The organism is Nostoc sp. DSM 114167, assembly GCF_052692655.1.
On the sequence record NZ_CP195116.1, the window covers coordinates 4,671,042 to 4,696,130 of the forward strand.

The following is a 25,089-nucleotide window of genomic DNA, read 5'->3' on the forward strand; positions in this document are numbered from 1 at the left end:
AACCCAAGAGTCATAAAAGTAACAAGTGGCCAAGAATGTGTAACGGATGCTTTGAACCCACATTCCGCACCCCAACTGTCACACATCAACAAAATGTAAATAAAATAGTACAAGAAAACTAATAAGAACGAATATTTAAATTGAAGCTAAGGGAGAAAAAGGAGATTACAGTACAAAACGTGTAAAATTTAACTCTAATCGCTTTAGTTAACTTTACGTTACATACTTGTAAATTTTGCCGCCCACTTACTTATATATATCCTGTCCGGTTAATCAAACTTCCTTCAAAAATATTTCTAGTCAGGATTTCAGTCCTGATTTTGTATCACTAGCGTCTTGTAAAAAGGACTAAAGTCCTCTCTAAAAGCCAAAGGTTTCATTCTGGGTACTTATGATGACGCACTTCAATCACAGTATGTACATTACCGCGAGGCGTAAAATCTGCTTTTACAATGACTTCCAACGGATCGCAAGCAGCTACAAAATCATCCAAAATTTGATTGGCAGATTCTTCGTGGGAAATGTAGCGATCGCGGTAACTATTAATATAAAGTTTGAGTGCCTTTAATTCCACTACCCGTTCATCAGGCACATAGCTAACATAAATTGTCGCAAAGTCAGGATAACCGGAAAACGGACATTTACAAGTAAATTCCGGCAAAGTAATGTTAATGTCATATCGCCTCCCCACACGCGGATTCGGAAAGGTAATTAGTTTACCTTCGGCAATGTCGCGTTCGCCATACTTCATTTCTTGGTTTGTCATTTGTCATTTGTCACTTGTCATTTGTCATTAGTTATTCTACTTATCTTTACGTCCTTTTAGTAATTTTGTAGCTTGTTAACTCCAAACTCCAAACTCCAAACTCCTAACTCCCCCTCAATACTCTTCCTTCTCCCAGTCTGGACAATTCTCATCTTCGCACCCGTGGGGATGCATAGCACAAACTAATAAATTACCACCATAAACTTGACCGTGGTAATGACTACAACCAATACAGGCAGGATTTTTTTCAGATGTAGGTTCAACTGAATAAGGAAAACCCGGATCTACATCTGCTACCATGTCTTCCAGTTCCCAGTAAGCTTCTAACATCGGTTCAGCCAAATCCTGTAGATACTGATCGACTTCAGTAACAATATTATTATGTACTTGCTCGGTGACTTCTTCTGTTAGCTCAAAAAGTGCGTCTACCACTTCACTCATTCCCAGGAAGAAGCGCTCTACTTCATCAGCCACTGTTTCGACGATTTCTACTAAATCTTTTTGCCACTGTTCCATAAACTTGACACCTTTGCAGGCTCTAAACAGGACGCTTTGTGTTATCTGGCTTGAAGCACTAAAATACACACTAAGCAATGTATCTTATCAAGTTTTTATCCGAAGTGTCATGTCAAAATGCCACTTATTACTTAATATTGCGCTCAAAGAATGCTTTTTTTTAGCGATCGCGTTGCAATCGTTTTAACTCATCTTGCAGTTTTAGCACTTCATCGCGCAATTTATCTACATTCTCATCATTTGACGCCTCTTTCACCGTTGGTTCATCTTCCTCTAAAATTTCAATGCGGCGAGGTTGAGAAGGGGGCGTTTCTGGTGAGGTTTCAACAGATGGTTGGGCTTGTTGGGCTTGCTTCATCATATCCTCAACGAAGCGGCGGGCTTCTTCTGTGTTCATTTCGCCCTTTGCCACCATTTCATCTGCCAGTTTTTGGACTTGCGATCGCACTTCGGCTAATTTTCCCCCTGCTTTCTCACCCGCGTAAGAAGCTAATCCAACACCGAGGTAAAAAGCTTTTTGAACAATATCTCCAAAACCAGGCATTGTTACTGACCGCTCCTAAAAATAGGGCGACCCGGAGACTACGCCTACCACAAGCCTCCCGTGTTGCTGCTACCTTCCGGTTCTGACAAGATTTGGGTGTTGCGATCGCATAGATCCAGGTCTTATATAAACATAACATGAAAATTCAGTAAGTGTGTGTCATTCCATAACAATTCGCCATTCATAAAGCTGATAGTTGACGCAGCCGTGTTTTACCAAGGGGTCATCAGCTACAATCGCTTCTGCTTCTTCCTTTGAGGCAGCCTCAAACAGCAACATTCCGCCTCTTTGCTCTACCCAATAGCCTGTTCGCGCTTTGTGTCCTTTAGTAATTAATTCCCGAATGTAGGCTTTGTGAGCAGGTACATATTGGTCAAAGGTAGGTTTATCGACTTTCCCTTCTTCAATTTTTACAAACCACGGCATTGGTTTCTTAACTCCAGTTACAACAAACATCCTGTCTTAGTTATGACTGTTTTGAGTAGCATTTGAGCAGTATTTTGATCAAAAATCTGGGCACTCGGACTCGACTACGCTTGGGTGGCAGTAGAAACGTAAAACTGTCTCGACGGTATCCCCAATCCATAGTGCTACCTTGTCCGGTGATATTCCGTTGCTAATCGCCCAGGTTGCAAAAGTGTGGCGGGTAGCGTAGGGCTTCAAATAAGGGACTAGCCCCTGTGTGGCTAATTCCTGGACTACACCCACGTAGCGGTAGGTCTTTCCGCTCTGTTGCTTGGTACTATATCCAGTCCAGGCTGGCTTAAACAGATCGGAGGTGATGGGCAGCCCTGACTTGGAAAGAAAAATCAGAGATGACCTTTTCTCTGCTCGAAGGCTTAGTAAAAGCTGTTGAAGCTTTGAACCTTCTACGGTCGGGAATATTCGCTTTCGATTGTTTTTGGTAGTTTTTAAAATTTTGTACTTGTTACATGATTTCGTAATGCTTATCTTGCAGCAATCTGGAGAAACATCGTCCCAGCAGAGGGCAAAAGCTTCCCCTGGACGGCATCCAGTCCAAAAGAGGAATTTCACGATCGCAGTGTAGTGGGAATACAATGTGTGATTCTCAAAAGCTTCTATGATGGTATCCCTTTGTTCTAGGGTGAACGCCCTGCAATCGCTCTCTTCAACCTTTGTTCGGCGTTTGTTTAGTGTCAGTTTTTCAAACGGATTATCAGGAATCAGCCGCGAGTCTACGGCCCATCCACAGCAATTACTGAAATAATCGAGAATTAGCCGTGCAGTAAAATTTCCGCTATTTTTGACCAGCCAATCACGAATGGTCGAGGCTTCATCTAACGCCAATGTAGGCAGGCGATCGCAGTAATTTTTTATGTATACGTATCGCCCTAAAATTGTTGTTTGTTCAAGTTGTGTCTCTTGAAAGTCAACAAATTTATGCCAAAGTTCCAAAATATTATATTGATACTGTGGCTTGTTTTCTGAAACAACTTTCAACTTACTATCTTTGCCTGCTGGGCTGAATTCATAGCTGGCAAGCGTTGGGTCGAAGCGCTCCAGGGCGATATCGTTTGCGATCGCGTCTCTCTTGCTCCTCACAATCTCCCGGTTTCGTTTTGTATCCTTAAGTCCGGTCGAGAGATAGAATTGACGAGAAAAACCGCAAATCCGAAAGCGAAGTGATAGCTTTTTCGTTCGCGGATCGACGTTGATCCATCTGTCCTCAGCGTTCATGCTATTCCTCGGCATCGACAACATATAATTGACCTTTGCTGTCAGAGGTAACGTACACAGAAATGCTGCGACTTTGCGTTTCTGGGTCTTCATCCTCCTCTTCTTCGCTGTCGCGAACAGTTACCAAAGCCTCGACTAAAACTGTCCATTCACGAGCTTCATCATCACGTTCTTCTACCGTGACTAACTCAATAGTTGTGTCTAAAATCTCCCAACTAGAAAGCGCTTCCTCGTCTGGCTTGGGCCATTCGCTAGCCCAGGTGTGGCACGTGGTATCGTCATTTGGATCGTCTTGCTCCTCATACAAGTAAGCAGTCAGCCCAGGCGGCGAGTATGTATTGAGAATGTACATTTCGGCTAATTCTTTTAGTTGCTCATCGGTTGGGACTGTCATCGCGATCCGCTCCCGTCGCACTTAGGACAGCAGAGCAATTCACCGTCTTCTTGAATTAAGCCACCACCGCTACACGTGTTACACACGGTTCTGTCGTAATACACGATATCGTCTTCATAATCTGGATCGTCAGCGTCGAACGCCCAGGTATGACCGCAGTCAAAGCACTCCCAGTAACCATAATTTTCTTGATACTGTAGCCGCGTAGAATCGCATCGAGGACAATTTGCTTGAGTCATTGCAGATTTAAAAATTGTTTCGATTTTTTAACTTTTTTAACCCCAGGATTTTTGTCTACAATCGCTAAAATCCGCTCTGGCGGCTATTTTTAGCGTCTACAGGCAAAATTTTGGGGCGAAAAAATTGTAGACGGTGTAGACGCACTATTGAGTGATTGGCGGCGAGGTGGTGAGCGATCGCACTTCCACCCAACTACTAGCTAATCAATCAGTAATTTACCTATAAAGCGTTGCCTACAGCCTGTAGACGGACTGTAGGCAAACTATAGACATTACTTTGACCACCTCCAGCCCAAGCGATCGCCATTTCCCTCCACTTCCCCCAATCCCCTGTCAGCCATAGAAACGAAGAAAATTCTTATCTCGTCTGGCTGCATACCATCGAATAGCCGCGCACCTCGACTGAGCATTCCAGCCTTTAAAACCTCTCCTGGGTGCTGTTGACCCCAGTTGAGAATAAATTGCTCAAACTCATTCATGGCTGACGGTTGTGATCGCACCTCCTCTTTTCCCCCGCCGGAGTTTTCCGGCTGACCCATGCCCCCTGCTCCCCAGTTGCTCAGGTCAAGCTCGCAAGGACAGTCATCGACCATGAATCGCCTTTTGCCACCTGCCTTTAACCACTGTTCTAGTTGAGGATCTTTCAGTTTGCTCCTGGCGTGGTCGCGGCCAAACTGACCTAACCTCACCAAGACAAAGCAGCTGTAGAGCGTGTCTTTGTCACCTTGCAAGCCGTAATTCTCAGCCGTGTCATTTTGGGCCAAAGCACAAATAAACTGTTTGTACCTTCTCCCGCGTTTGGCGTGACGCTTGATCCAAGGTGTAGCGTTATCGCATTCATCGACTAGGATCGGGAACTCCTCAGCGATTAAGAATCTTTCACGACCCGCGATCGCGTTATCTCCCCCCTCTCCGCGAAGCTCCACAAGCTCCTCTAAGGTTTTGAGGTCATTACCCATTGCGGTGTCGATGGCTTTGAAGTTGCCTTTGCGCCCAATGACATCGCTTTGATTAATCCACGACCAATCATCGGGTTTCGCGTCGCTGTCGTAAACGACAACTCGACCGCCGATTTTTGAGGATAGGTACTGGGTAAAGGTTGATTTACCGTCACCCGTGCCACCAACCAAAGCAACGTGTTTTTGTTTCTTCTGGATGTATTCAACCGGATCGGTGATTAAGTTCTCTGGTTGCCAGTTGGCATCAATAGCACCAACCGTCAGCGCTAACTGTGCTGTTGGTTGCGTGTTGTTTCTAGCCCATGCTTGGAAGTTGAGCCGCGATGCTCGGTCGATGTCGCCAAGTGATTCCTGTAGGAGTTTGGCTGTTTGGCGATGTCTGCGTCCTACCTCTAAAGTCCCCACGGATGCCGCTAGAACCCACGGCTTCGATTCTTTTTGACTCGCTCCCAAAAACAGCAAGCCACAGCTGACAACTAGACTACCCCAGAATGACCATTTGGCACAGGCATACATCTGCAAGTGTTGGTGTAACTGGGATGGGTGTAGATCGCTGCTCATATTCCCAGCAGTACCCCCACAGCAACCAATCCAACCCGCAACAGCAGAATATCCTTGACCTCTGGCACAGCTTGCCGCAAGTAGAGAATCACAATTCCAGCGATCGCCAGCAACCCCAATACCCCCAGGCGGATAAACCCAGGCATGGGTACACTTACCCAGCAGCTACTTAACAAAGCGGGAATCGCCACGCTGGAGACAAGACTGTAAGCTAAGTCTGGCAGATTGTCTGGGAGAGCGATCGCGTTCACCCACCCTTTTTTAAATTCCTCTAGGCGTGATAATTCGGCTGGGCTGGCAACCGGGGAATAACCCCGATCGCTCGGAACCTCGACTATAATTTTTTGCTCATCTGCCATACTGCACCTCGATTTTGAGATAAAACGGGCGGTTGCTTTCCTGCTTGCAGAGGGCGGCGATCGCAATTACCAGAGCGGCTATGGTGCAAATAAGAATGATTGCTTGATTCACTCCTGCTCCTTCTTTACGATCTCCATGTTCAGGTCAACCATTGCCTGGTACGCGTCGCCGAGTGTTGCCTCTGGCTCATACCCTTTGGAATCTATCTCTTGGTACTCAGGATGATTGTATATCTCGGAAATTTGCTGCGAAACTTCGACAACCAATTCGCTAAGTTTTTTGTTAGTCATTTTTGACTCCTAGCAATTTATCAGCGGCATCCAGTACTGTCTGTCTCTGGTCTGCGGTCAGTCTGTCGTTGCCGTCACATGAGATAATTTCCATTTGTGTGCCGACACGGTATAGGGCATTATTCTGCAAGTTCTCGTCATCTGTGGATCTAGCTTTATCTACATAGCGCTGGACGTAGGATTTGTTGATGTCTTCTGTCATAATTTTGTTAACGTGTTGTTTTCTTTGCAAAACACCGTTTTTCGATGGGCGATCGCTAATCTGATGCGGACTGCGATCGCCTTTAAAAATCGGCTTTGGTGGCAGTAGTACTGTTAAAAAGGGTTACAAGCCATATCTGCCAAGTTTTTCGCCTTGTTGGGCTAACTTCGATTGGTTGACGAGTATCAAGGCAAACTGCCCGACCATCATTTAGCTTGACGTAAAGGCTTTTCCCGGTTTTTGAGCGAGAAAACAGTTGACCGGGTTCTAAAGTCCCAAAGCCTACCTGAGTTCTACCTACTACGTATTCAGCTTGGTGAGAATCAAATCCCTCAGAAAGCGGATCGTCTGCCATTTCTTTCCACTCTCGTGGTCTGCCTTTGCGATCGCTCCTGTTGGTGGTCGATTTACCGTTAGTAATGGCTCGATCTGTTATCTGTTGGTCGGTCATAGTGGGTCACGTGTGCTTCATTAGTTAATCGATAGTGCGTCATTAGTTGGTGATGTGTGCCTCACAAGTACGTTAATAGTCACTCAATGAGTTAAGCTGAGATTGGGCACCAATCGCTTGTGCAGCAAGGGATTGGGCGTTTTCTTCGTCCAGTGCTGCGGAATTTTCCTCCGCAATTAAGGCGAGAGTGATTCGTCCTGCTAAATCCAGTAGGTCGTCATCATCCAGTCGATCGCAAAGGTTAACGATCTGCTGGGGGATGTCGTCATAGCCGATTTCTTCGTACTGGTAGGTAACAGTGGTCTGTTCTCGCACTGCCAGGAAGATGAGAACATTTAACCCCGTAGCCTGGGTGCGGTTAAAGTCGCCAATGCGGGCGATGATGTCATCTGGCTTTGTGTTTGTTACAGTCATTTTGTCCACTCTTTCAATGTTTTTGTTTGCCAATCGAGTCGAGGATATCCAGGGCGCTTTGCTCTGGATTTTTAATGGGAACCGCTAACCCAGCGACGCTACGACTTATGGGTGAATACAGTTGTCCCTTGTCACTTTCCTCTAGCAGGTCTTTGGTATTTGCTCAGTGCTGGCAGGCTGCTATCTCTGCCTGGTTTGAGGTGGGGTTGGAACTAGGTGCAGAATATCTGCAAGACAATATTTCAGGGCATAGGCCCTGACTAGCTTTGTATTGGTCTACTGTTAGCTTTCTTCCTTTTACTTAGGCAGTGGCTTCAGCAGGAGCAGCTAAACTCGGAGGCAGTGCGTCAAACGCTACACCAACGTTCTGGCAAAAAAGTTGCCATTGGTGTCTAGTCATTGAGGGTTCCATCCCCTCGTTCTCCCATCTTCGGAGAGTGGAAACAGCGATACCAAGATAAACAGCAAGCTGTTCCTGTGACAAACCTGCATTTTCTCTAAGAGCTTTTAACACTGATTTAGGTGCCAGTTGTTGCCTTTTTTGTTCTACAGTCATAATATCATAACAGGCGCTCAAATCAAGCGGTTCTAAAAACCTGTTGATAAAAGCGCCAATTCCATAAACAACATGAGCGGTCAATATCACCGCTCATTTTCTAGAATCTCACAACAAATTAGAGACGGCGATGCCTACTATCCAACGGCCGCTTATTGCAGTGATGGTTGATGCATTTAACCGTGCTAATTAGTAAAACAGGTAAAAAATGTTATGACCGGACAAATAGGTGAATCTAAACAAAAATACGGGTATCCTCTGATGCTTGCATCAAGAAAACCCGTAGATGGTGGAATGAGTTGCTCTACCAACTCAATTCACTATGGAAATTTTATTACTTCTCAAAATAGCCTTGCTGTGTTTCTCCCTGTTAGTAGCGCTCTGCAAAGCAGCGAAAGACCAGAGCAATAAGAGCAAGGAACCAGTCCCTCGTAAACCGTCCGGCAAAGTCTCTCATTCATACCGCACCGACCCCAAAAACAGAGCATTGCAAGCCGACTTACTCATCCTGCTCAAAGGTGATGTACCAGCAGCGAAGCGTCTTCTACTACAGCAGAGGCGAAAAAAGCCAGGTCAATCAGATAACTGGTATCTAGAAAAAGTAATTTACGACTTGGAACGCGATCGGCGTTAGCTAACTGCAACTTGTTGAAGGTTAATGGCGGCTGATCAACACCAAGGTCAACCGCCATTTTTTATTGTGTGATGGAGCAACCATGAAAGTAATTCTAAAAATTACCACTGGACAAATAGCCGAAACAAGGGAATTGGTGGGCTTACTTGAATTCCCTAACTTCATTTTCAGCAAAGGACATCTTTACCAGCTAGTAGAGCGCAACCTCTCAGAGGCAACTTACCAGTGGGAGGAATGTTTTCTAATGCCCAATGACCAATGACTAAAAAACACCGAATCTCAGCAAAGGCAGTTGACACAAGACTTGCATCTGTTTACGCCTTAGACGAATTAATCGACTGCATCCGCACTCTTGACCCAGATTTAGATATTAGTGAAGCCACCTTACTAACAGCAATCACATTGCATAGCTTGCAGGACTTATTAAAAGAAATTCCCTCACTAAAAAGCAAATTGCAAGAGGCAGCAGCAGAGATCAAGCGCAAAAGATCCAATCCCCAACAACCAATAACTAATGAGCGAACAACAACCTGAACAACTAATTGATGCTGGTGAATTATTTGAGCTAGCAAAAAAACATCTGCCACCCCCGCCGAAGTGGATCAACTTCCAGCATCCTGATTTTCCCAAGTACTTTTACATCGGTATTTTGGACGAAAACGGGGAAATCAAAACTTGGTGGCAACGAGTGCCAGAACACCTTCGCACCAAATTCCTTTAAGCGATCGCTCAATACTCCTAACTCCTAACTCCTAACAAACACATGAAAATCAAATTAGTCCACGCCCACTTCTTAATTTCTATTGGAGATTACAGCAACGAACGCATTGGCTTCACTGTTGAACTAGAAGAAGGAGAAACCATTGAATCAGTGGTTACAGCATTAAGAAGCGAAGCCAGAAAAGCTGTTGGGCCCAAAGCTGATGAGCTTTATGAGGCACGGTCAATCCTACAAAAGCAATGCTATGCCCTTGAGAAAAAAATAAATGAAGTTCGTAGTGAGTGGGATGCTACAGCCGAATTTTTACGAACTCAAGGTATTAAGCCAGACGCACCTCCGATGCCGCAATTTAGCAACCTACTTGCAGCCGTAAAGGTTGATGAAGAGTCAGTAGCACAGGCAGAAATAGTAGACGGTTTCTAAATGACCAAAAAACCAACATACGCAAACTTCGACAACCTCATAAACAAGACAGATGCCGAAATGCAGCGATTGGGCTGGACAGAACTTCAAGGTCGAGAGCATTTGCAAAAGTTTTATGGAGTGCGATCGCGCCTCCAGTTGACCGAAGAGGAATTAGATGATTTTCTGTTGTTTTTACAGCTTTCCGATCGTGAATAACACCCCGCAAAAGCCACCCACCAACAAAGACTCAACCCAAGAACGACTAGTCAAACTAGAGCGCACAGTGGATATTCTACGTTGGCATCTGCTCTCCACCCTAGAGCTAACTTATGCACTGGCCGCGGAGCTAGCCGAAGCCAAAGGACGACAACAGTCTTCAGATCCAACCTGCACCAAACTTTTAGCCGAATTCAACACCCTTAATACCTTAAAGAAAATCCAGAGTGACCTTAATCAGAGGAGGTAGTTTTAAACAGCAACTAGGCGAGCTTTCGCACGTAAAAAAAAACTCACCAATTAAGGAACTGGTGAATTCAAACAATAAAGGATTAATAAAAATGAAAAAATACTTACAAAGGTTAGGCGGTAAAATAGCCGTTGCTTTCCTATATTCTACCACATCAAATAATTTAAAGCTAGCGAGTGTGGGGGTAGAGAAATGACACAAGGCATTTATCAATTTCCCCAAGAACAGAGAAATTTTCAGCCCAACGTAGATAGATTACCACCATCCAATATAGAAGCAGAAGAAGCAATATTAGGTGGTATATTATTAGACCCAGAAGCCATTTATCGAATTAAGAATAGATTAAAACCAGAACATTTTTATATCAGTGCCCATAGAGACATTTACCAAGCTTGTTTAAGGCTTTGCAACAAAGAGAAACCTACTGATTTGTTGAGTGTTACTAGCTGGTTGTCAGACCATAATATTTTGTCTGCAATTGGGGGTAGAAACAAGCTAGCAACTGTACTAGATAGAACTGTAAGCGCCGTTAATATCGATAGTCTAGCTGAATTAGTTATTAATGCATCTGTTCGACGTGACTTAATCCGTGTCGCTAATGAAATCAACCATCTAGGATATGAAACAGAGTTAGATATCCCGGAAATTTTTTCAATGGTTGCACAGAAAACTCGGTCAGTTATCGAACTTCCCGTTGCGGCAACTAAGGATGAGCATGAGCAATGGTTGCACGATAGATTACTCTCAGAACTGACAACTATTTATACAACTTGTGCTTTGCCATCCCTGAGACTTTTGAAGCTTAAAAGACTAGCAGAAGACCATCGCCTCTCAATGGGGTTTTTAGAACACTTCTACCTCAAAACTCTTATTGCCCAATGTACTAAATTACTCACATACGAAGAGTTAAAAGAATTAGCAGGTTCTACAGTTAGAGAGTGGCTATTAAATGGTCTAATTCCCCAAAGTACAACAATCTTGCTAGCCTCAGATGGTGGAATTGGTAAAACCAAATTTAGTTATGCCATTGGTAAAATTTTGATTCAAGGCACTCAATTCGGCCCATTTGTAACCACAGGTAAAAGGAAGATTCTTTACTACCAAGGAGACGAAAGCCCAGGTGATATGCTGCAAGCCTTGGATTCTCTCGGTTACTCAGAGCAAGATATTGGCAACTCAGTTCGCGTCCGTTTTGGCTGGAGTGCCGAGAACATACCAACGCTCATCCAAGACTTAAGGGAATTCCAGCCAGAGCTTGTTTTCATCGACTCGCTATCGACTGCCAATCGCTTCTCAATTTACCGCGAATCAGAAATGGAGTATGCTCGCCCCATTTTGGAGATGACCGGGCTGGCTGCCCAATACAAAACCACCTTTGTAATCATTCACCACACAAATAAAGAAGGTGGCGTGCGTGGCACAACCGCAATTAGAAATGCGGTTAGCGAAGTCTGGACACTGACCAAGGACAACAAAGAAACAGCTACCCCCTACGACCGGATATTAGAAATCGACAAATCGCGATCGCGATCGAGCGGCAAGAAGTATCGCATGTACTTCAACAGCGAAGACCTCAGCTTCACTTTCCTGGGTGAAGAGGGAGACGAACTTGGTGGCCCTGGTCAATCTGCCAAAGAAGCAACCTTACAACTTTTATCTGACAACAGAAATATCAAATTCACCAGTGAAGAGATAGCCCATCGGTTAGGCATTTCCAAAGCTTATGCTCGTCGCTATCTCGGAGAATTATCAGCTGATGGGCTAATTAGCGTCAAACGTCACCCAGCAGCTAAAGGCGAGAAGGCCAAGCCGAACGTTTACTTTTTAGCCTACGAAGGATCGGGGGATGATCACCCCTCGGATCAGACCCCCTCATCTCCTGTAACGATTGACAGTAATGGCTTACAGTCAATATTAAAATCTGGTATAAAAAAACAGGATCAGTACGAGGATCAGACCCAGGATCAGACCCAATGTTTAGACACAGTAAGCAATACAGCCTCTAGTGATCCTCAAGGTGCAGAAAATCTCGAAAAAATGCCTAGCACAGAATTTTTAGAGCCGAAAAGTGAGGTAGAGGATCGCATGAGTCCGAATGCCTTGCCAGACAACAATAATGGGTCTGATCCTCGTACTGATCCTCCCCCGATCCTGTGCCAAAATACACACCCTAGTCAAACGACCATTAAACCCTTACCAGACAACGATTCTGGCAGTTCTCCCCAGTCTGATCCGAAGGGTGGTACTGGGTCTGATCCTCTCCCCTTACCTCTCATCGAGGAGAAGGCTACCTACTGGAGTGCATCGTTCAAGCGAGAAGTAAAAGTATTCCAAATTTTTGATGAATTCTCAGAAGCTAGCTGCCACGTTGCCGAAAAAGGCAGGTTCAGCTTAACCTTCACTGACTTGCAATGCTGTGAACAATCCCCCAGGAGTGACTTTAGGATCGGAGACAAAGTAGTTATTTTGGTTGGTAAAAACAAGGAGACCTTCGCAACCATCACCACTATTAGAGCCGATGGCATCTGGCTCAAATCGGATGATCGCAAAAAACGACTTGCAAAAGCCTACTTCCCGCATCAATTGGCAAAAGCCTGATGCTTGCCGCAACCCAGAAAACGCGATCGCCCTTCTACCTTAGAGAGCGATCGCGCAGTAGCAATTCATATTTCCAAACCCAAGGTATTCGCCTTAAAGGGATAAGGCAAGTGCGATCGCCTTGTGAGTGAGTTTGGAGGATTGCGATCGCGGAAACACTTAGAACTTGGCAAACTTTTCATCAAATTCGCCATAGTTTAAAGATTTGTATAAATTATTTTTCTATCAAAATCAGTACAGCTACTCAGGCTGTTGGAAATCTTTTTGGGGGTATACATTCCGGTTTAACCATGCCAAATGGTTAAACAGGTATATTTTAAATTCATGAAAACAGTAGTCTTTCTAGAATCCAGTCTTTGCAGTATGTTGATTCAGTAAAGCACTTCTGCTTTTACATAAAAGTGGAACATTTACTTATTTTTGGCTAACGAATACAACGGATTTATTCACAACATCTAAATCCGCTTTTATTTGAAATGGAACCAAATTTAGGTCAAGTTTTTGGAACTGGTACAACACGTTTAGCATCTGGGGCTACCACCACTACATCAGGCTTATTTATTCCTGATAGTGCTTTTGTCGCAGTAGGCTTGGCAACTCCTACCACGGCAACCGCTGAAGGGCATTTAGTAGCAATTGTAAAAAATGCTGAGAGCTATTTGACACAATCAAATTTCGATTCAAATATCGACCAATCATTAATTGTGACGGATGGATTTTCTAGTTTCACTACTAGAGGTACCGATAATACACCCTACAGACAAGATCAAAAAACAATTTCTCTTGCCAAACCTGATACTGGCTCTACTATCAACCCCGGCGATTACTAATGTCTTGTACTGTAACGGTGTATTATTCGGCAACGGCTATCCCAGGAACTCCCTCTGCGGGACAAACATACTCTACACAGAGTTACTCAATTAATGTTCCAGATGGCAACTGGATTGGTGAGATGGTGAGTGCAGGGAATGGTTTTGGGCCCTGCCCTGGTGTAGCTCAATTCTGGGTTCAAGCACGAGATCCCTCTACTGGTGAAATACTAGGCGCAGCGAATACAAATACTTGCGCTGATGTGGCTTTTCTTTACTACACCAATTCCTGTCCAGCAACGCAACCGGATAATTCTCAACTACCTCACGATTGCATTAATGGCGCTTGCATAAAAAAATCTACCTACAACACACCAGGGATATACAAATCATTGAGCGAATGCGAAATCGCTTGCGGTACTGGGTGTAGTGGGAACTGTATCAGCAATAGTGAATGGGCGCAAATTAAAGGTTTATCCAATCAATTAAGAAATAGGAATTGCGGCTAAATATGAGTGCTGAGAGCGTAATTGGGAGTATGCAATCAGCGCTTGATTGCGCTGGTAAGTGCGATTGTTGCGACAAATTGCAATCACAAATCAACTCTTTAAAATTTGAACTAACAAGGTTAAAGGGAGGTAGTGACGGGAACATACAATCGCTCGTTGCTGTCGCAGTTGGGGCGGCGTTAACAACGCAATTGAAGCCAGCAGTGAATGCTGCTGTGGAATCACGAAATTCGGGGTTTGCGTCTACACTGGCGCAGATGAAAGCTGCTATTGGCGATAACGAAAATAGTGTTAAAAAAGCCGTAACTCAAACTAGTGAAGTTTTAGAAAAAAATGCGAAGTTTGAGAAAACATTGGCCAATATGAATAACGCCATAGCTGACGTAAGAGGTGTAGCTAACGGCGCTAAATCTACGGCTACCAAATCACTAGAAGAAGCAATAAGAAATGCTAGAGAAGTAGAACTGGCTAAAGGATTATCTAATCAAGCTGTCACGCGATCGGGACAAGCAATAACAGAGTCGGCCAAAGCTACTAATGCTGTAATTAATGCTGCTACTGAAGCGACGGGATTAAGGCAGTTAGTAAATGGTATCGGATCGAGAATTGACGGGTTAGGTAGGGCAATCGGGGTACTGGAATCAAAAACTGCAACTGCGGTAGCAAATGCAGCAAAGGCAATAGGCATTAGTAGCGAAGCACTTGCCGCGACAGGGCGGTTACTGGGTAGGGTGTTGGAGCTATTTAACCTCGTTGCGACGATTTTTACCTTGCTAGAACAACTCGCAGTACTAAACACTCTTGGCGATCGCATTGATGCGGTAGAAAACGGGGTAGTAGCGTTAGGCAATGACCTATCCCGTGTTCTCGGTAAATTACTGGGCCTTCAAAATCGGATTGGTGCCAACGAGTTACTGACCGCACAAGTGAAGAATATCGCCCTTGATGCCAAAGGGATAGGTGAAGCGGCAAATTTAAAAGCGGGTGCTGCACAAGTGACATCTGCTAGGGCACAAGGTTTGGCAGAAAGTGCTTTAGGTAATGCAAGGCAAGCCCAATTGACCGCAGACGGTGCAGTTCGGAATGCTGGAATAGCAAACGAAAATGCTACTACTGCTTACAAAAAAGCAAATGAAGCACAAGGAATAGGAGAGCAAGCCAAGCGCATCGCTGGAGATGCCCTGGGTAAAGCAGGTGTGGCGCTGACTACGGCACTCACTGCGATCGCACTTTATCAGGGCGTAAAATCACTGCGTGGATTACGTGGATTACAAGGGATACCTGGCATACCTGGAAGGCAGGGTGAAAGAGGATTTCAAGGAATACAGGGAGTGCCAGGGAGAGACGGTATTACAACAGTTGTTCAAATTCCCGGCGTACCAGGTAGAGATGGAAGAAACGGAATTAACGGCATAAACGGCAGGAATGGTAGAGACGTGAATCCAGCAGAAGCAGCCAGCTTAAGGGCGCTGATTATCCAGCAACATACACAAACGCGTCTTAATAGCACGACGCAGCACAGCACCACAAGAACAACCATACTCACGCCGATTATGGCAGCGCTAGCACCGATATTGGCATTGTTAAAACAAGTATATGACATTGTTTCAAAAGCAGCAGGTGCAGCGCAATTAGCACTATTAAACATCATTAATAACAAACTTGGAAATCAAGTTGTTGGTGGGATTGGGGGATTGATAACTCGCGTTGCGGAGAACACATACATTGAGAAAGTACTATCTGTTCTAACGTTTGCCGCTACAGTTCACAATGCCTTGATGTTGAGTAATAACTTAGGGCAAACTTTTATTCAAATTATTGACCAAGTAACAGGATTTTTATTACCTAAAGGACTTGATGGTACGCCCATAAGCTTTACCAATGTTCTCGGCAAGGCAGTTCATGAAGTAATCGCTGACACTATTGGCGAGGCAAATTATCAAGAACTTAGCAAAGAATGGCAAGCAGCAAATAGGATTTATCAAGCTGCCAGCAATGTTTTTAATCAAATATCAAACCTTGGTGCTGTAGTAACAGCTGGACTAGAGGTTATTGGTGGCAACGTCGGAAAAATCGGTAATGCCCTTAAAAAATGGGGGGTTGTAGGCGAGGCAGCCTACAATTTCATGAATCCACAGCCTAACCTCAAAGGTAAGTTTTTTGAGAAGCTACAACTTACTGGCGATAATCTTCAAGCAATAGCATTAGTAGTCGCAGTGCCAATCGCTCTTGAGGCTGCATTTTCAGAAACTCAAAATAGTGTTGACACCCTAAAGCGCGAGATAGGGCAAATAGATCCTAAAGACAAAGATGGTAATCCGATCCGAGATAAAGACGGACAGATTGTTCATTGGCAACCAGGACTAAATACACCCGAACCGGCTGTTGTCAAACAAACTGAAGACCAAAGCAAGGCTGATTCAACAAACATCATTCAAGCAACACTAGACGACATTTTTAATGCGAACGACTGATGACAGAAATCGTTGCTGCCACTCCACCGGATGATTCATTGCCAGATAATTTTGACCCATTCGAGCATTTGCAAACAGTATATATTCCTCAGCATAACGCGGCGGTAAAACGTTTTTTTAGTGACCTACCAGACGATTGGAAGCCTAACATTGCAACTGCTAGAAGTAGTTTAAGAACTGCTTGCACGATGTTAGATAATGACAATCAGTTAATGATGAACTTGAGGCATCATTTGCTTTTTGATTTACTCGGATATGGGAAGTCTGATTTAATAATTTATCACGGTGCTAAAGATGGACTCGCACCAGCAGTAACGGGTCATCCAAAAGTCACGTTGTACTTTTCTCAGGATGAACAATCGATAACTCCTGGAGAGCCACGGGTAGATGCCGAAATATCTTTTAGGCTGATGAATGAAACGCAAGCAACATTCACGCCAGCAAATGCTTTGACAATAGCTGAAAAAGTAAAACAACATTTTGTTGTAGGGAACGAAGGTGTTGTCTTTACTAAAGGTAAAAATATTCATCTTTATAAAGATGAAGTTCACGGTTATCGCTTACAGATTTACGGTAACAGTAAATCAGATGTTGTAGATATAATACAGCGATGTCTTGAAATACAAGACTTGACTTATGACGAAAATAAATTAACTATTAGTACTCCTGAAAAAAATAGTGACACAAATACTTCTGTTCAACTTTCATACGGTAAAGAAAGACGCAAAAAACGATTTAGACCTATAGTCAACGTCCGTTTTAGATTTGCTTTTATTGAAGTGCCAGGATATGACAAACACGTGTTTTTAGTTGACACGACCTTTAGACACAACGCTCTGGTGAAAATTAGCTAAATATACAAACATCGATTTAAGTCAAAAACTTAAGGAACCCTATAGGGTTCCAGTGGAAAAAAATAGCCAAAACCTAGTGTTAACTTAAGTTCTACGAGAGAACCACTAAATCTAGGTATAACAAATGACCAAAAGACTCAGCTACGTAGAATTACAAGCTCGGGCCGACAAAGCCAAAGCTAGAGAAGCAGAACGCAGACAAAACCTAATCGATAACCCCAAGCCATATACACCACAGGCGGCTGAAGATTATGATACTGCTTACTACCGCGATCCTTTGGAAGCAGGATTGATTTTAGCAGTAACAGTTAAAAAAGAAGCTTACACAAAACTTGGTGGTTTAGCTTCTGTTGGTTTATTAGCAACTGTTCCAGAGAATTCAGTATCAATTCCAAAAGTCAAGGGTGATAAACGAAAGCTAGTAACTATTAGTTGGTTCTATGGTGATAACACTCCTGTAGTTGTACCTGCTACGGCAACTCGTAACCGTTATGTCAAATTTTATGACAAAAACGGAAGTCAATCTCACTACAGTATTCCATTCTCGGTTGCTACCGGAGCGTTCACGTTGTCAACGATCATCACGAATTTTGGAACCTTGTTTAATAAAACGAACGGAACTAAGCGTGATGTTCTTGGCGCTCATGGTGAAGTCTTCCTGAAATTTGGACGTGAAGTAATTGCACGTTTCTAATGAGTATTTCGTGGAATTCAATCGGAGAAATTCAAGTATCAGACAACTGGCAATTATTTCCTAGCGATACAATTAGCGACACTTTTCGTATCACTACCACCATCACTGATACCGAAGGATGGAACAGAACTAAGATACAAAGCGGTGCATATATACGATTTATATATCCCGACGAACAAAATACTAAATCCAAGCCTGTATACATCCCAGTCCGTGATGAAATAATTGTTTATGAATTGCCAGTTCCTCATGAAATGAGAGGGGCGGGGTATTATCTCCGGTCGATATCTTGCAGGTTTTCATCAAAGTGGGTAGGCAAGCTTCCACTTGCATCATTTGCAGGTTGGAAGCTGAAGGTTGAAGGTTTTTTGCAGTAATCAAATTATTGCAGAAGTAAATTAATTTATTTCTGCAATTCTCTTTTATTTAAAATTATTATGAAAATTGATATTAATAATGCTCTAACTATCATTCTTGGGTTACTTACTTTGATAGGAGCTATCTACCGATTGGCACAGGTAGAAGCTAACATTAACGCCAAGATTAGCAAAATAGAGAATATTTTGTTAACAGAAATTGATTCTCTTAAAGATAGATTTGTTGATAGGTTGTACATCAACGAAAAAAAATTAGATGTGCATTTAACTGAGTATACAGAGAAGAAGTTGTTCGCAGAATATCGGCACAATGCTACCGACGAACTCGTCAAACACAAATTTAACCGTCTCAGAGGGCTGATAAAGCAGCTTGCTGGTTTCCTCAACAAGGAATCTGGCTTTATCCTTCGTGATGATGAATATTAACCCTCTGGGGATTCACTCTAGTAATTTAAAAATTTGAGTGCATATTTTGAGATGCCCCTGTATTGCTTCATCCCAGGTGGGGTAGAGATTTTTCTTTCCATCCATCGCCCCACCCATGACCAAAGTTTCAAATACCATCGGCTTAGAGCCAGAGTTGCAGCTGCCAGGGTTTAAGTCTATGCCCACAAATCTAGTTGAAATTATTGAGTCCTTCAGTTCATTGATCATGACTATGGTCTTAGCTGACATCATCCACAAAGACCACTCCATGAAGGATTCAACAGCAACAGGGGTTTCTCCATCAAGTTTGTAGTAGGGAGTCATAATCTCCATTTCGTCACTTAGGCAGGTCAACGCTCTTTACTGATGGCTTGACCTCAGCCCTTTTATCTTGGCATCTTGGGCAATTAGTTATCAGCGACGAGCATTCATAATAAAGCACTCTTTCTCCACATACAGCAGTTAAAAATGCTTGTCCGCCCCAATGCCCAGGGACATAATGAATTATTTTATCTTGTGGCATAACTCCCAAAAGTGAATAATGCTAATGGACTTTTAGCAATTCTATGTAAGCAGACAATAATACAAGCTGCTATAAAAACGTCTGGCGGTAATTTCTGCCAGCCTAAGTAATATGGCTCTAATAAAATCCTATGAATTGTTTTTGGTGATAGGATTCGCGATACCCGGTCAATAGCAGCATGATAGGGATTATCAAATTTCCTAAATCGCATTGGTCATAATTCCGTTTTTGTCTCATTATCGCCCAAAGGCTTACTCTGTGGTTGAGTCGCTGTTATGCCAACCAGTGAGCGTTTTTATTTAAATTAGTCAAAGATTCAAAGCCGTTTACCCTTGTCCTTTGGCGCTTTTGGAGTGTGTCACCAACTGGATTTAGTCAAGAATTAGTCAAGGGTAAATTTGGAGGGCTGGAAGTAGTGGGTGACGAGGGATTTGAACCCGCAACCAATAGATTAAGAGTCCACTCGTCAAAATGAGTAGCATTTGAGTAGCGCGATCACCAACTGCGATCGCGAAAAATAAGGGTAAAAATGGCTCAGTTGAGTAGCAAATGAGTAGTAGAAACGCCTGATCCAACGAAAAGCTTGGTATTGCGTGATTTGCTCCTTTTTTTACAAACCACGGCATTGGTTTCTTAACTCCAGTTACAACAGACAGCCTACGTAAAGTACCCAGTGCTGATGAAAGAGTATCAAATACAATAAATTTTAAGTGAAGTGCGTTATAGCTTTAGCCTAACGCACCGCTATATCTGTAATATCCTTTGAGCGTTTGCCGTTCAATACTCAACAGCAATGATTTCATAATCCAAAATCTAAAATCCAAAATCTGAAATTGAATGAGCCGTTTTTTTATCGCCCTCCTACCACCGCAAGATATTCAAGACTACGCCAACAAGATTAAGCAATACTTTGCCGATCGCTATGCTAGTAGCGGGACGCTAAAGTCTCCGCCTCATATTACCCTGCAACCGCCCTTTGAATGGGCAGATGCTAACTTGCCACTATTAGAAGCATCCTTGAAGGAGTTTGCCAGTGGACAACAGCCAGTAGCAATTACACTTAAAGGGTTTGATGCCTTTGTACCTCGTGTCATATACATTAATGTCGTCAGAAGTCAAGAACTTTTAACTTTGCAAGCTGATTTAATGGCTTATACAGAAAGCAACTTGAGAATTGTCGATCGGGTTTCTAAAACCCGCCCTTTTGCACCTCATTTAACGGTTGCATTTCGAGATTTAACAAAGCAGAATTTTAAAGCTGCTTGGCCAGAATTTGAAAATCGCCAGTTGCATTTTGAGTTTACTGCTGACAAATTAACCTTGCTGCTTCACGACGGGAAGCGCTGGAATATTAAACGAGAGTTTGCTTTTTTATCTGGTAGTAATTGAGCTTTTAACCGAGAATTCAGCCATTGCAAGTATTATATTAATGTTAATGTGGGTAGAATTTGGGATTTTAATTTATCAAATAGGTAATTCAATCACAAACTCGGTACCCTCACCTGGTGTTGAATGGCAATTTAGCTTACCGTGATGATTTTTAACTACAATTTGGTAAGCAATAGATAAACCTAGTCCTGTTCCTTTACCGATGGCTTTTGTAGTATAAAAAGCATCGAATATCTTTGTTTGGTTTGCTTCACTGATTCCTGAGCCATTGTCTGCAATTCTGAGAATAACTTGCTCTCCAATTGCTTCCGTTTTAATCCAAATCGTCCCACTATGTCGAAAGTTTTCATCAAAATATTTATTTTTTTGGATTTCTTCAATTGCATCAATTCCATTACTAATCAAATTCATAAAAACCTGATTTAGTTCGCCTAAATAGCACTCAATAAGTGGTAATTCTCCATATTCTTTGATTAATTTAATTGCTGGACGATGACCATTTGCTTTCAGTCGATGTCCAAGAATGAGTAGTGTAGTTTCTAAACCTTCATGCAGGTTAGCCAGTTTTTTACCTGCTTCTCCGTGTCGAGAGAACTTATTCAAGGATGACACAATTTCTGTAACGCGATCTGTACCTAGTTGCATAGATTGAATAATTTTGGATAAATCATTTAATAAATAATTGATATCTTTTGTTTTAATAGCATTTTGAATTTCATCTGGGGGATCGGGGAGATACTTCTGATATAGTTCGAGCAAATTAACAACTTCTTGGAAATACTCTTCAATAAAATTCAAGTTGCCAGCAATAAAATTGATGGGATTATTTACTTCATGGGCAATTCCTGCTGTCATTTGACCCAAGGTTGCGACCTTTTCTGCTTGAATCAGTTGGGTTTGAATCTGTTGTAATTCGGCGTTTTTGTCTGTCAATATTTTCGTCAAATTTTTCAGCTTCAGTTGATGCTCTATTCGCACCAAGACCTCTTCATACTGAAAAGGTTTAGTAATATAATCTACGGCTCCTAATCGCAATCCTTTAACCTTATCAGCAGTATCTGAAAGAGCAGTCATAAAAATGATCGGAATATCCCGGACACGAGGATTGCTTTCACTTTTGAGGTATTTACAAGTTTCAAACCCATCGATACCCGGCATCATGATATCAAGCAAGATTAAATCAGGTAAATTATCATTATCTAATCTCTGAATGGCTTTTTCACCACTACGAGCTGCCCAAACTTCAAAGCTAGACTGATCTAAAAAGCTTGATAAAACTTGTAAGTTGGCAGGATTATCGTCAACGACTAAAATAATTCCTCTGCTAGAATTGCTATTTAAGGAATTTTTTTGATCGCCTATAGTTACTGTCATAATATTTCTAACCTATATTGATTCACGTTGCTTATTTGCAAAACACTAAAGGAGAAAACTCCCAATTCAAAATTCACGGCATAAAATTTCCATAAATTTAAGTAAATTAATCCTTTGAGTTTTCGGTCAAAAAGTTAAGGATTAAATCTTCGTCAAACTGTCTCGCTAGCTGCCGCAATTGGTTAGCAAAGGGAGTGAATTTTGCGTCTATTTCCTCTAGTTTATCTGCCCATTTTAAAATGTCATTGAAGTTACCTTTACTGGCTAAATTCATCAGTTCTTGCAGTACATCGGGGGAAGGAGGAGTCAATTTCTCTGGTGAACTATCAAGTGTTGTAGGCGAAGAATTAATTTTTTGTTCCTCAGATTGCTGGTAAATCCATGTCAAACCTAAATTGCACTCTAATTGATGCAGTAATTCATTTGCTTGTACCGGTTTGCTCAAAAAGGTGTCACCTCCTGCTTGCAGACTGCGATGTTGATCGGCTTCAAAGACACTAGCAGAAGAGACGATAATTTTGACATCCTGAATTTCTGGGGTATGACGCAGGTGTTTAATCAATTCAAACCCATCCATTTCTGGCATCAGCAAATCTGTAATCACTAGGTCTGGTTTCAGGGCGATCGCTTTTTCTAAACCTTCTTTACCGTTGCTGGCTTCAACTACGTTGAAACCCAATGGTTGCAATAAATTTGTAATTACTGTGCGATTCTCCCAGCGATCGTCCACCATCAAGATGGTGCGGGGTCTACCTGTAAAGCCAATGATTTGTCCCTTGGATACAGCCATCGCAGACTGTACCCATTCGCTGGCTTGGGCGATCGCAATTTCAAACCAGAAAGTACTACCCTGACCAATCTCACTTTTAACCTGGATATCGCTACCCATCATCTGCACCAACTGCCGAGTAATAGCTAAACCCAGCCCTGTCCCTTCTATCTGATGCTTTTTTTCACCTACTTGTTCAAATGGCAAAAAAATGTTGCCCAATTGGGTTGGAGTTATGCCAATTCCTGTGTCTTTTACACTAAAGTGAATGTGATATTTCTCCATCTGCCCATCAGCAGTCAGTCGATCGATTACCTCAACCTCGAAGCTAACTTTACCCTCATCAGTAAATTTAATGGCATTTCCCAGCAGATTCAAAAGAACCTGACGTAACCTTTTGACATCGACATGAACCCCTGTGGGTAAGTTGCTTGCGGGTTCATAGACAAACAAAATGCCTTTTTGTTCTGCCCGAATCTGGCAAATTTCTACAATACCCTGTAAAAAAGACGGAAAATGCACATCTTGAGGATTCAGTTCTAGTTTTCGCGCTTCAATTTTGGAAAGATCCAAAATGTCATTAATTAGAGTCAGTAGATGAGAGCCACACTGTTCAATAATATTTACATGATATTGCTCTGACTCTGGCAAAGCTTTGGAACGCAGCAAAATTTGAGCGCAACCCAAAATACCATTCAAGGGCGTTCGCAGTTCATGGCTCATGTTGGCTAAAAATTCGCTCTTAGCCCGGTTTGCGGTATCAGCCGCTGTTTTAGATTTTTTCAGTTGAGCTTGTTCAAAAGCTTGTACCTGCCACAAGACAGCGATCATCGTCACTGTTAATCCGCCCACAATTAGGGCGATCAGATCGAGAAATTGTAGCCGAGATTCAATGTTTTGACGCGGAATTACCAAAGCCACAGACCAATTAGTTTCTCGTAACGGCATATAAGCAACATACTTTTTAGTGCCGTCAATTTCCATCAACTGAATTCCCTGTTGTTTGTTTACCATTCGCTGCGCGATCGCATTTAAATTGCGATCTGGAATTTTCAGCAGGCTGGGTGCGGGTTTTTCTACCGTTGACATTAACATTGAGTTGGGATGGACGATCGCTTCTCCTTGGGAATTGAGGGCAAATGCATAGCTGTTGTTGCCGTAGTGCAAAGAGTTGACCACCTTTGCAATGCGATCGACTTTAACATTGCCGTGGAAAACTCCAATCGGTGAACGATTGGTAGGAGAATCAGACCAGATTGGAGTGGCGATCGCAATTAAAGGAATACCTGTGGAACGGCTAATAAAGGGATCGGAAATGTTGCTTTTTCCTGCTAGTGCTTTTTGAAAGTAGTCTCGATCCTTAACATTCTTATTTGACCGACCAATTTTAGTATTAAAATACGAACCATCCGGGGTAACTATTTGGAAAAAGAAAAATTCATCGATCCGCTTAACTTCTGACTTTAAATAAGGTTCTGCTAAAGACCAGTCTAAGGAGCGTACAGTTGAAGTATGAGCAAGGGTTTGCACCTCGACTTTGCGAATATGTAACCACTCCTCAATTTCATCAACTCCTCTCTGTACCTCTAAAAATGCTTTTCCTCTCAAGTCTTGTAGCGTTATTTTTCGAGCAGCCTGATAGCTAAAATAAGCAGAAATACTCACAATAAGAGTAGTGCCGCCAATAATAAATTGGATTGGTAAATTCCGTGAAGAATACATTTTGGTGTCAGATGGGCTGGAGTTGCCTTCGATCGCAGGCTTAACCCTTTAAACAATGGGTTTTGTAAGCAAAAAAAGGGCTATATTTAGATTGCCCAAAAAATTATTAATAATCGCAATTATGATTGTTACCCATAGCTGCGATTGTCAATACCCTAAACTTTGCTAACTATCCTTTAAAGACCTGTATTGTGAAGTATGTATAGGCCGATCGTCGAGTAAGTTCAAAAAATACACTTTATCAAAAATATAATAATCAAATTTCTCGTTATAATTTTCTTGATAAATTAGATAATATTACTGATATTTAAGTATCGGTAAATAGTCAACTTTATTTAGTAAAACAGGTATTTAAAATCAAAAATTTGGATTATTTTGTAACAGGCGAAAGCCAA

36 protein-coding genes and 1 other RNA gene are annotated in these 25,089 nt (G+C 42.6%); 18 read left to right on the forward strand and 19 right to left on the reverse strand.

From position 1 onward, the window contains the following. Window positions 1-376: 376 nt before the first annotated feature. The 15 genes from queF to NSTC731_RS19875 all read right to left on the reverse strand — a co-directional run bounded on the left by queF (window position 377) and on the right by NSTC731_RS19875 (window position 7,394). Entirely contained in the window at window positions 377-766 is a 390-nt protein-coding gene (queF, locus tag NSTC731_RS19805; RefSeq protein WP_445626433.1) for a preQ(1) synthase, read from the reverse strand. A gap of 114 nt (window positions 767-880) precedes the next feature. Continuing rightward, the gene (locus NSTC731_RS19810) at window positions 881-1,282 is read right to left on the reverse strand and encodes a hypothetical protein (protein ID WP_445626434.1); all 402 of its coding nucleotides are present in this window, start codon (window positions 1,280-1,282) and stop codon (window positions 881-883) included. 160 nt (window positions 1,283-1,442) lie between these two features. Next, window positions 1,443-1,826, reverse strand: coding sequence for a phasin family protein (locus tag NSTC731_RS19815; RefSeq protein ID WP_445626435.1), 384 nt, complete (start codon window positions 1,824-1,826; stop codon window positions 1,443-1,445). Window positions 1,827-1,851: 25 nt separating this feature from the next. Beyond that, window positions 1,852-1,948, reverse strand: an RNA gene (ffs, locus tag NSTC731_RS19820) — signal recognition particle sRNA small type. Window positions 1,949-1,985: 37 nt separating this feature from the next. Beyond that, complete coding sequence (locus NSTC731_RS19825) at window positions 1,986-2,252, reverse strand: YciI family protein (RefSeq protein ID WP_289795594.1); 267 nt, start codon at window positions 2,250-2,252, stop codon at window positions 1,986-1,988. Window positions 2,253-2,330: 78 nt separating this feature from the next. Continuing rightward, the gene (locus NSTC731_RS19830) at window positions 2,331-3,524 is read right to left on the reverse strand and encodes a tyrosine-type recombinase/integrase (protein ID WP_445626436.1); all 1,194 of its coding nucleotides are present in this window, start codon (window positions 3,522-3,524) and stop codon (window positions 2,331-2,333) included. A gap of 1 nt (window position 3,525) precedes the next feature. Next, window positions 3,526-3,918, reverse strand: a complete 393-nt coding sequence (locus NSTC731_RS19835) for a hypothetical protein (protein WP_445626437.1) — start codon at window positions 3,916-3,918, stop codon at window positions 3,526-3,528. Continuing rightward, a complete protein-coding gene (locus NSTC731_RS19840; protein ID WP_445626438.1) occupies window positions 3,915-4,157 on the reverse strand; it encodes a hypothetical protein in 243 nt (80 codons plus the stop codon). The genes NSTC731_RS19835 and NSTC731_RS19840 overlap by 4 nt, the downstream gene beginning before the upstream one ends. Window positions 4,158-4,429: 272 nt before the next feature. After that, complete coding sequence (locus NSTC731_RS19845) at window positions 4,430-5,677, reverse strand: hypothetical protein (RefSeq protein WP_445626439.1); 1,248 nt, start codon at window positions 5,675-5,677, stop codon at window positions 4,430-4,432. Then, a complete protein-coding gene (locus tag NSTC731_RS19850) occupies window positions 5,674-6,036 on the reverse strand; it encodes a hypothetical protein (protein WP_445626440.1) in 363 nt (120 codons plus the stop codon). The genes NSTC731_RS19845 and NSTC731_RS19850 overlap by 4 nt, the downstream gene beginning before the upstream one ends. Further along, window positions 6,026-6,148, reverse strand: coding sequence for a hypothetical protein (locus tag NSTC731_RS19855; RefSeq protein ID WP_445626441.1), 123 nt, complete (start codon window positions 6,146-6,148; stop codon window positions 6,026-6,028). The genes NSTC731_RS19850 and NSTC731_RS19855 overlap by 11 nt, the downstream gene beginning before the upstream one ends. Next, window positions 6,145-6,327 (reverse strand): hypothetical protein, encoded by a 183-nt coding sequence (locus NSTC731_RS19860; RefSeq protein WP_445626442.1) that lies wholly within the window; start codon window positions 6,325-6,327, stop codon window positions 6,145-6,147. The genes NSTC731_RS19855 and NSTC731_RS19860 overlap by 4 nt, the downstream gene beginning before the upstream one ends. After that, window positions 6,320-6,529, reverse strand: coding sequence for a hypothetical protein (locus tag NSTC731_RS19865; RefSeq protein ID WP_445626443.1), 210 nt, complete (start codon window positions 6,527-6,529; stop codon window positions 6,320-6,322). The genes NSTC731_RS19860 and NSTC731_RS19865 overlap by 8 nt, the downstream gene beginning before the upstream one ends. 82 nt (window positions 6,530-6,611) lie before the next feature. After that, window positions 6,612-6,980: a hypothetical protein gene (locus NSTC731_RS19870; RefSeq protein ID WP_445626444.1), complete on the reverse strand. Its 369-nt coding sequence runs from the start codon at window positions 6,978-6,980 to the stop codon at window positions 6,612-6,614. Window positions 6,981-7,052: 72 nt separating this feature from the next. Continuing rightward, window positions 7,053-7,394 carry a hypothetical protein gene (locus NSTC731_RS19875; protein WP_445626445.1) on the reverse strand — a complete coding sequence of 114 codons (342 nt, stop codon included), beginning with the start codon at window positions 7,392-7,394 and terminating at the stop codon, window positions 7,053-7,055. Between the two features lie 74 nt (window positions 7,395-7,468). Between NSTC731_RS19875 and NSTC731_RS19880 the strand changes: the two genes are divergently transcribed. Continuing rightward, on the forward strand, window positions 7,469-7,654 hold the full coding sequence (locus NSTC731_RS19880; protein WP_445626446.1) for a hypothetical protein: 186 nt from the start codon (window positions 7,469-7,471) through the stop codon (window positions 7,652-7,654). A 41-nt stretch (window positions 7,655-7,695) separates the two neighbouring features. Here the strand turns inward: NSTC731_RS19880 and NSTC731_RS19885 are convergent, their stop codons facing one another. Then, on the reverse strand, window positions 7,696-8,040 hold the full coding sequence (locus tag NSTC731_RS19885) for a helix-turn-helix domain-containing protein (RefSeq protein ID WP_445626447.1): 345 nt from the start codon (window positions 8,038-8,040) through the stop codon (window positions 7,696-7,698). A 232-nt stretch (window positions 8,041-8,272) separates the two neighbouring features. On the opposite strand from NSTC731_RS19885, the gene NSTC731_RS19890 reads away from it, so the two are divergent. From NSTC731_RS19890 to NSTC731_RS19965, 16 genes are all read left to right on the forward strand, one after another. Further along, window positions 8,273-8,584, forward strand: a complete 312-nt coding sequence (locus tag NSTC731_RS19890; protein WP_445626448.1) for a hypothetical protein — start codon at window positions 8,273-8,275, stop codon at window positions 8,582-8,584. 82 nt (window positions 8,585-8,666) lie between these two features. After that, a complete protein-coding gene (locus NSTC731_RS19895; protein WP_445626449.1) occupies window positions 8,667-8,846 on the forward strand; it encodes a hypothetical protein in 180 nt (59 codons plus the stop codon). Continuing rightward, the gene (locus NSTC731_RS19900) at window positions 8,843-9,118 is read left to right on the forward strand and encodes a hypothetical protein (protein ID WP_445626450.1); all 276 of its coding nucleotides are present in this window, start codon (window positions 8,843-8,845) and stop codon (window positions 9,116-9,118) included. Before NSTC731_RS19895 ends, NSTC731_RS19900 begins: the two co-directional genes overlap by 4 nt. After that, window positions 9,099-9,305, forward strand: coding sequence for a hypothetical protein (locus NSTC731_RS19905; protein WP_445626451.1), 207 nt, complete (start codon window positions 9,099-9,101; stop codon window positions 9,303-9,305). The genes NSTC731_RS19900 and NSTC731_RS19905 overlap by 20 nt, the downstream gene beginning before the upstream one ends. Window positions 9,306-9,347: 42 nt before the next feature. After that, window positions 9,348-9,728 (forward strand): hypothetical protein, encoded by a 381-nt coding sequence (locus NSTC731_RS19910; RefSeq protein ID WP_445626452.1) that lies wholly within the window; start codon window positions 9,348-9,350, stop codon window positions 9,726-9,728. Beyond that, a complete protein-coding gene (locus NSTC731_RS19915; RefSeq protein ID WP_445626453.1) occupies window positions 9,729-9,926 on the forward strand; it encodes a hypothetical protein in 198 nt (65 codons plus the stop codon). Further along, window positions 9,919-10,176 carry a hypothetical protein gene (locus NSTC731_RS19920; protein WP_445626454.1) on the forward strand — a complete coding sequence of 86 codons (258 nt, stop codon included), beginning with the start codon at window positions 9,919-9,921 and terminating at the stop codon, window positions 10,174-10,176. Before NSTC731_RS19915 ends, NSTC731_RS19920 begins: the two co-directional genes overlap by 8 nt. Window positions 10,177-10,368: 192 nt before the next feature. Continuing rightward, on the forward strand, window positions 10,369-12,774 hold the full coding sequence (locus NSTC731_RS19925; protein WP_445626455.1) for a DnaB-like helicase N-terminal domain-containing protein: 2,406 nt from the start codon (window positions 10,369-10,371) through the stop codon (window positions 12,772-12,774). Continuing rightward, window positions 12,774-12,905 (forward strand): hypothetical protein, encoded by a 132-nt coding sequence (locus NSTC731_RS19930; protein ID WP_445626456.1) that lies wholly within the window; start codon window positions 12,774-12,776, stop codon window positions 12,903-12,905. The genes NSTC731_RS19925 and NSTC731_RS19930 overlap by 1 nt, the downstream gene beginning before the upstream one ends. Window positions 12,906-13,250: 345 nt before the next feature. Then, window positions 13,251-13,604, forward strand: coding sequence for a hypothetical protein (locus tag NSTC731_RS19935; protein WP_445626457.1), 354 nt, complete (start codon window positions 13,251-13,253; stop codon window positions 13,602-13,604). Beyond that, window positions 13,604-14,092, forward strand: coding sequence for a hypothetical protein (locus NSTC731_RS19940; protein WP_445626458.1), 489 nt, complete (start codon window positions 13,604-13,606; stop codon window positions 14,090-14,092). The genes NSTC731_RS19935 and NSTC731_RS19940 overlap by 1 nt, the downstream gene beginning before the upstream one ends. A gap of 29 nt (window positions 14,093-14,121) precedes the next feature. Beyond that, window positions 14,122-16,566: a collagen-like triple helix repeat-containing protein gene (locus NSTC731_RS19945; RefSeq protein WP_445626459.1), complete on the forward strand. Its 2,445-nt coding sequence runs from the start codon at window positions 14,122-14,124 to the stop codon at window positions 16,564-16,566. Then, the gene (locus NSTC731_RS19950) at window positions 16,566-17,420 is read left to right on the forward strand and encodes a hypothetical protein (RefSeq protein WP_445626460.1); all 855 of its coding nucleotides are present in this window, start codon (window positions 16,566-16,568) and stop codon (window positions 17,418-17,420) included. Before NSTC731_RS19945 ends, NSTC731_RS19950 begins: the two co-directional genes overlap by 1 nt. Before the next feature lie 124 nt (window positions 17,421-17,544). Next, window positions 17,545-18,114 (forward strand): hypothetical protein, encoded by a 570-nt coding sequence (locus tag NSTC731_RS19955; RefSeq protein ID WP_445626461.1) that lies wholly within the window; start codon window positions 17,545-17,547, stop codon window positions 18,112-18,114. Further along, the gene (locus tag NSTC731_RS19960; protein ID WP_445626462.1) at window positions 18,114-18,491 is read left to right on the forward strand and encodes a hypothetical protein; all 378 of its coding nucleotides are present in this window, start codon (window positions 18,114-18,116) and stop codon (window positions 18,489-18,491) included. Before NSTC731_RS19955 ends, NSTC731_RS19960 begins: the two co-directional genes overlap by 1 nt. Window positions 18,492-18,551: 60 nt before the next feature. Next, entirely contained in the window at window positions 18,552-18,917 is a 366-nt protein-coding gene (locus NSTC731_RS19965) for a hypothetical protein (protein WP_445626463.1), read from the forward strand. Window positions 18,918-18,929: 12 nt separating this feature from the next. On the opposite strand, the gene NSTC731_RS19970 is transcribed toward NSTC731_RS19965, so the two are convergent. Continuing rightward, window positions 18,930-19,241: a hypothetical protein gene (locus tag NSTC731_RS19970; RefSeq protein WP_445626464.1), complete on the reverse strand. Its 312-nt coding sequence runs from the start codon at window positions 19,239-19,241 to the stop codon at window positions 18,930-18,932. A gap of 1,036 nt (window positions 19,242-20,277) precedes the next feature. On the opposite strand from NSTC731_RS19970, the gene NSTC731_RS19975 reads away from it, so the two are divergent. Continuing rightward, entirely contained in the window at window positions 20,278-20,829 is a 552-nt protein-coding gene (locus tag NSTC731_RS19975) for a 2'-5' RNA ligase family protein (protein ID WP_445626465.1), read from the forward strand. 75 nt (window positions 20,830-20,904) lie between these two features. Here the strand turns inward: NSTC731_RS19975 and NSTC731_RS19980 are convergent, their stop codons facing one another. Further along, a complete protein-coding gene (locus tag NSTC731_RS19980; protein WP_445626466.1) occupies window positions 20,905-22,203 on the reverse strand; it encodes a hybrid sensor histidine kinase/response regulator in 1,299 nt (432 codons plus the stop codon). Window positions 22,204-22,309: 106 nt separating this feature from the next. Continuing rightward, window positions 22,310-24,694 (reverse strand): ATP-binding protein, encoded by a 2,385-nt coding sequence (locus NSTC731_RS19985; protein WP_445626467.1) that lies wholly within the window; start codon window positions 24,692-24,694, stop codon window positions 22,310-22,312. Between the last annotated feature and the right edge of the window lie 395 nt (window positions 24,695-25,089).

What these genes read in the sequence shown, in the direction of transcription:
- NSTC731_RS19960 (WP_445626462.1), top strand. Translation starts at nt 18,114, where the DNA reads ATGAGTATTTCGTGGAATTCAATCGGAGAAATTCAAGTATCAGACAAC.
- NSTC731_RS19955 (WP_445626461.1), top strand. Translation starts at nt 17,545, where the DNA reads ATGACCAAAAGACTCAGCTACGTAGAATTACAAGCTCGGGCCGACAAA.
- NSTC731_RS19900 (WP_445626450.1), top strand. Translation starts at nt 8,843, where the DNA reads ATGACTAAAAAACACCGAATCTCAGCAAAGGCAGTTGACACAAGACTT.
- NSTC731_RS19845 (WP_445626439.1), bottom strand. Translation starts at nt 5,677, where the DNA reads ATGAGCAGCGATCTACACCCATCCCAGTTACACCAACACTTGCAGATG.
- NSTC731_RS19870 (WP_445626444.1), bottom strand. Translation starts at nt 6,980, where the DNA reads ATGACCGACCAACAGATAACAGATCGAGCCATTACTAACGGTAAATCG.
- NSTC731_RS19980 (WP_445626466.1), bottom strand. Translation starts at nt 22,203, where the DNA reads ATGACAGTAACTATAGGCGATCAAAAAAATTCCTTAAATAGCAATTCT.
- NSTC731_RS19910 (WP_445626452.1), top strand. Translation starts at nt 9,348, where the DNA reads ATGAAAATCAAATTAGTCCACGCCCACTTCTTAATTTCTATTGGAGAT.
- NSTC731_RS19890 (WP_445626448.1), top strand. Translation starts at nt 8,273, where the DNA reads ATGGAAATTTTATTACTTCTCAAAATAGCCTTGCTGTGTTTCTCCCTG.
- NSTC731_RS19850 (WP_445626440.1), bottom strand. Translation starts at nt 6,036, where the DNA reads ATGGCAGATGAGCAAAAAATTATAGTCGAGGTTCCGAGCGATCGGGGT.
- NSTC731_RS19975 (WP_445626465.1), top strand. Translation starts at nt 20,278, where the DNA reads ATGAGCCGTTTTTTTATCGCCCTCCTACCACCGCAAGATATTCAAGAC.
- NSTC731_RS19860 (WP_445626442.1), bottom strand. Translation starts at nt 6,327, where the DNA reads ATGACTAACAAAAAACTTAGCGAATTGGTTGTCGAAGTTTCGCAGCAA.
- NSTC731_RS19970 (WP_445626464.1), bottom strand. Translation starts at nt 19,241, where the DNA reads ATGACTCCCTACTACAAACTTGATGGAGAAACCCCTGTTGCTGTTGAA.
- NSTC731_RS19875 (WP_445626445.1), bottom strand. Translation starts at nt 7,394, where the DNA reads ATGACTGTAACAAACACAAAGCCAGATGACATCATCGCCCGCATTGGC.
- NSTC731_RS19895 (WP_445626449.1), top strand. Translation starts at nt 8,667, where the DNA reads ATGAAAGTAATTCTAAAAATTACCACTGGACAAATAGCCGAAACAAGG.
- NSTC731_RS19830 (WP_445626436.1), bottom strand. Translation starts at nt 3,524, where the DNA reads ATGAACGCTGAGGACAGATGGATCAACGTCGATCCGCGAACGAAAAAG.
- NSTC731_RS19950 (WP_445626460.1), top strand. Translation starts at nt 16,566, where the DNA reads ATGACAGAAATCGTTGCTGCCACTCCACCGGATGATTCATTGCCAGAT.
- NSTC731_RS19815 (WP_445626435.1), bottom strand. Translation starts at nt 1,826, where the DNA reads ATGCCTGGTTTTGGAGATATTGTTCAAAAAGCTTTTTACCTCGGTGTT.
- NSTC731_RS19925 (WP_445626455.1), top strand. Translation starts at nt 10,369, where the DNA reads ATGACACAAGGCATTTATCAATTTCCCCAAGAACAGAGAAATTTTCAG.
- NSTC731_RS19840 (WP_445626438.1), bottom strand. Translation starts at nt 4,157, where the DNA reads ATGACTCAAGCAAATTGTCCTCGATGCGATTCTACGCGGCTACAGTAT.
- NSTC731_RS19810 (WP_445626434.1), bottom strand. Translation starts at nt 1,282, where the DNA reads ATGGAACAGTGGCAAAAAGATTTAGTAGAAATCGTCGAAACAGTGGCT.
- queF (WP_445626433.1), bottom strand. Translation starts at nt 766, where the DNA reads ATGACAAACCAAGAAATGAAGTATGGCGAACGCGACATTGCCGAAGGT.
- NSTC731_RS19945 (WP_445626459.1), top strand. Translation starts at nt 14,122, where the DNA reads ATGCAATCAGCGCTTGATTGCGCTGGTAAGTGCGATTGTTGCGACAAA.
- NSTC731_RS19905 (WP_445626451.1), top strand. Translation starts at nt 9,099, where the DNA reads ATGAGCGAACAACAACCTGAACAACTAATTGATGCTGGTGAATTATTT.
- NSTC731_RS19865 (WP_445626443.1), bottom strand. Translation starts at nt 6,529, where the DNA reads ATGACAGAAGACATCAACAAATCCTACGTCCAGCGCTATGTAGATAAA.
- NSTC731_RS19835 (WP_445626437.1), bottom strand. Translation starts at nt 3,918, where the DNA reads ATGACAGTCCCAACCGATGAGCAACTAAAAGAATTAGCCGAAATGTAC.
- NSTC731_RS19930 (WP_445626456.1), top strand. Translation starts at nt 12,774, where the DNA reads ATGCTTGCCGCAACCCAGAAAACGCGATCGCCCTTCTACCTTAGAGAG.
- NSTC731_RS19935 (WP_445626457.1), top strand. Translation starts at nt 13,251, where the DNA reads ATGGAACCAAATTTAGGTCAAGTTTTTGGAACTGGTACAACACGTTTA.
- NSTC731_RS19825 (WP_289795594.1), bottom strand. Translation starts at nt 2,252, where the DNA reads ATGCCGTGGTTTGTAAAAATTGAAGAAGGGAAAGTCGATAAACCTACC.
- NSTC731_RS19940 (WP_445626458.1), top strand. Translation starts at nt 13,604, where the DNA reads ATGTCTTGTACTGTAACGGTGTATTATTCGGCAACGGCTATCCCAGGA.
- NSTC731_RS19880 (WP_445626446.1), top strand. Translation starts at nt 7,469, where the DNA reads ATGGGAACCGCTAACCCAGCGACGCTACGACTTATGGGTGAATACAGT.
- NSTC731_RS19985 (WP_445626467.1), bottom strand. Translation starts at nt 24,694, where the DNA reads ATGTATTCTTCACGGAATTTACCAATCCAATTTATTATTGGCGGCACT.
- NSTC731_RS19915 (WP_445626453.1), top strand. Translation starts at nt 9,729, where the DNA reads ATGACCAAAAAACCAACATACGCAAACTTCGACAACCTCATAAACAAG.
- NSTC731_RS19965 (WP_445626463.1), top strand. Translation starts at nt 18,552, where the DNA reads ATGAAAATTGATATTAATAATGCTCTAACTATCATTCTTGGGTTACTT.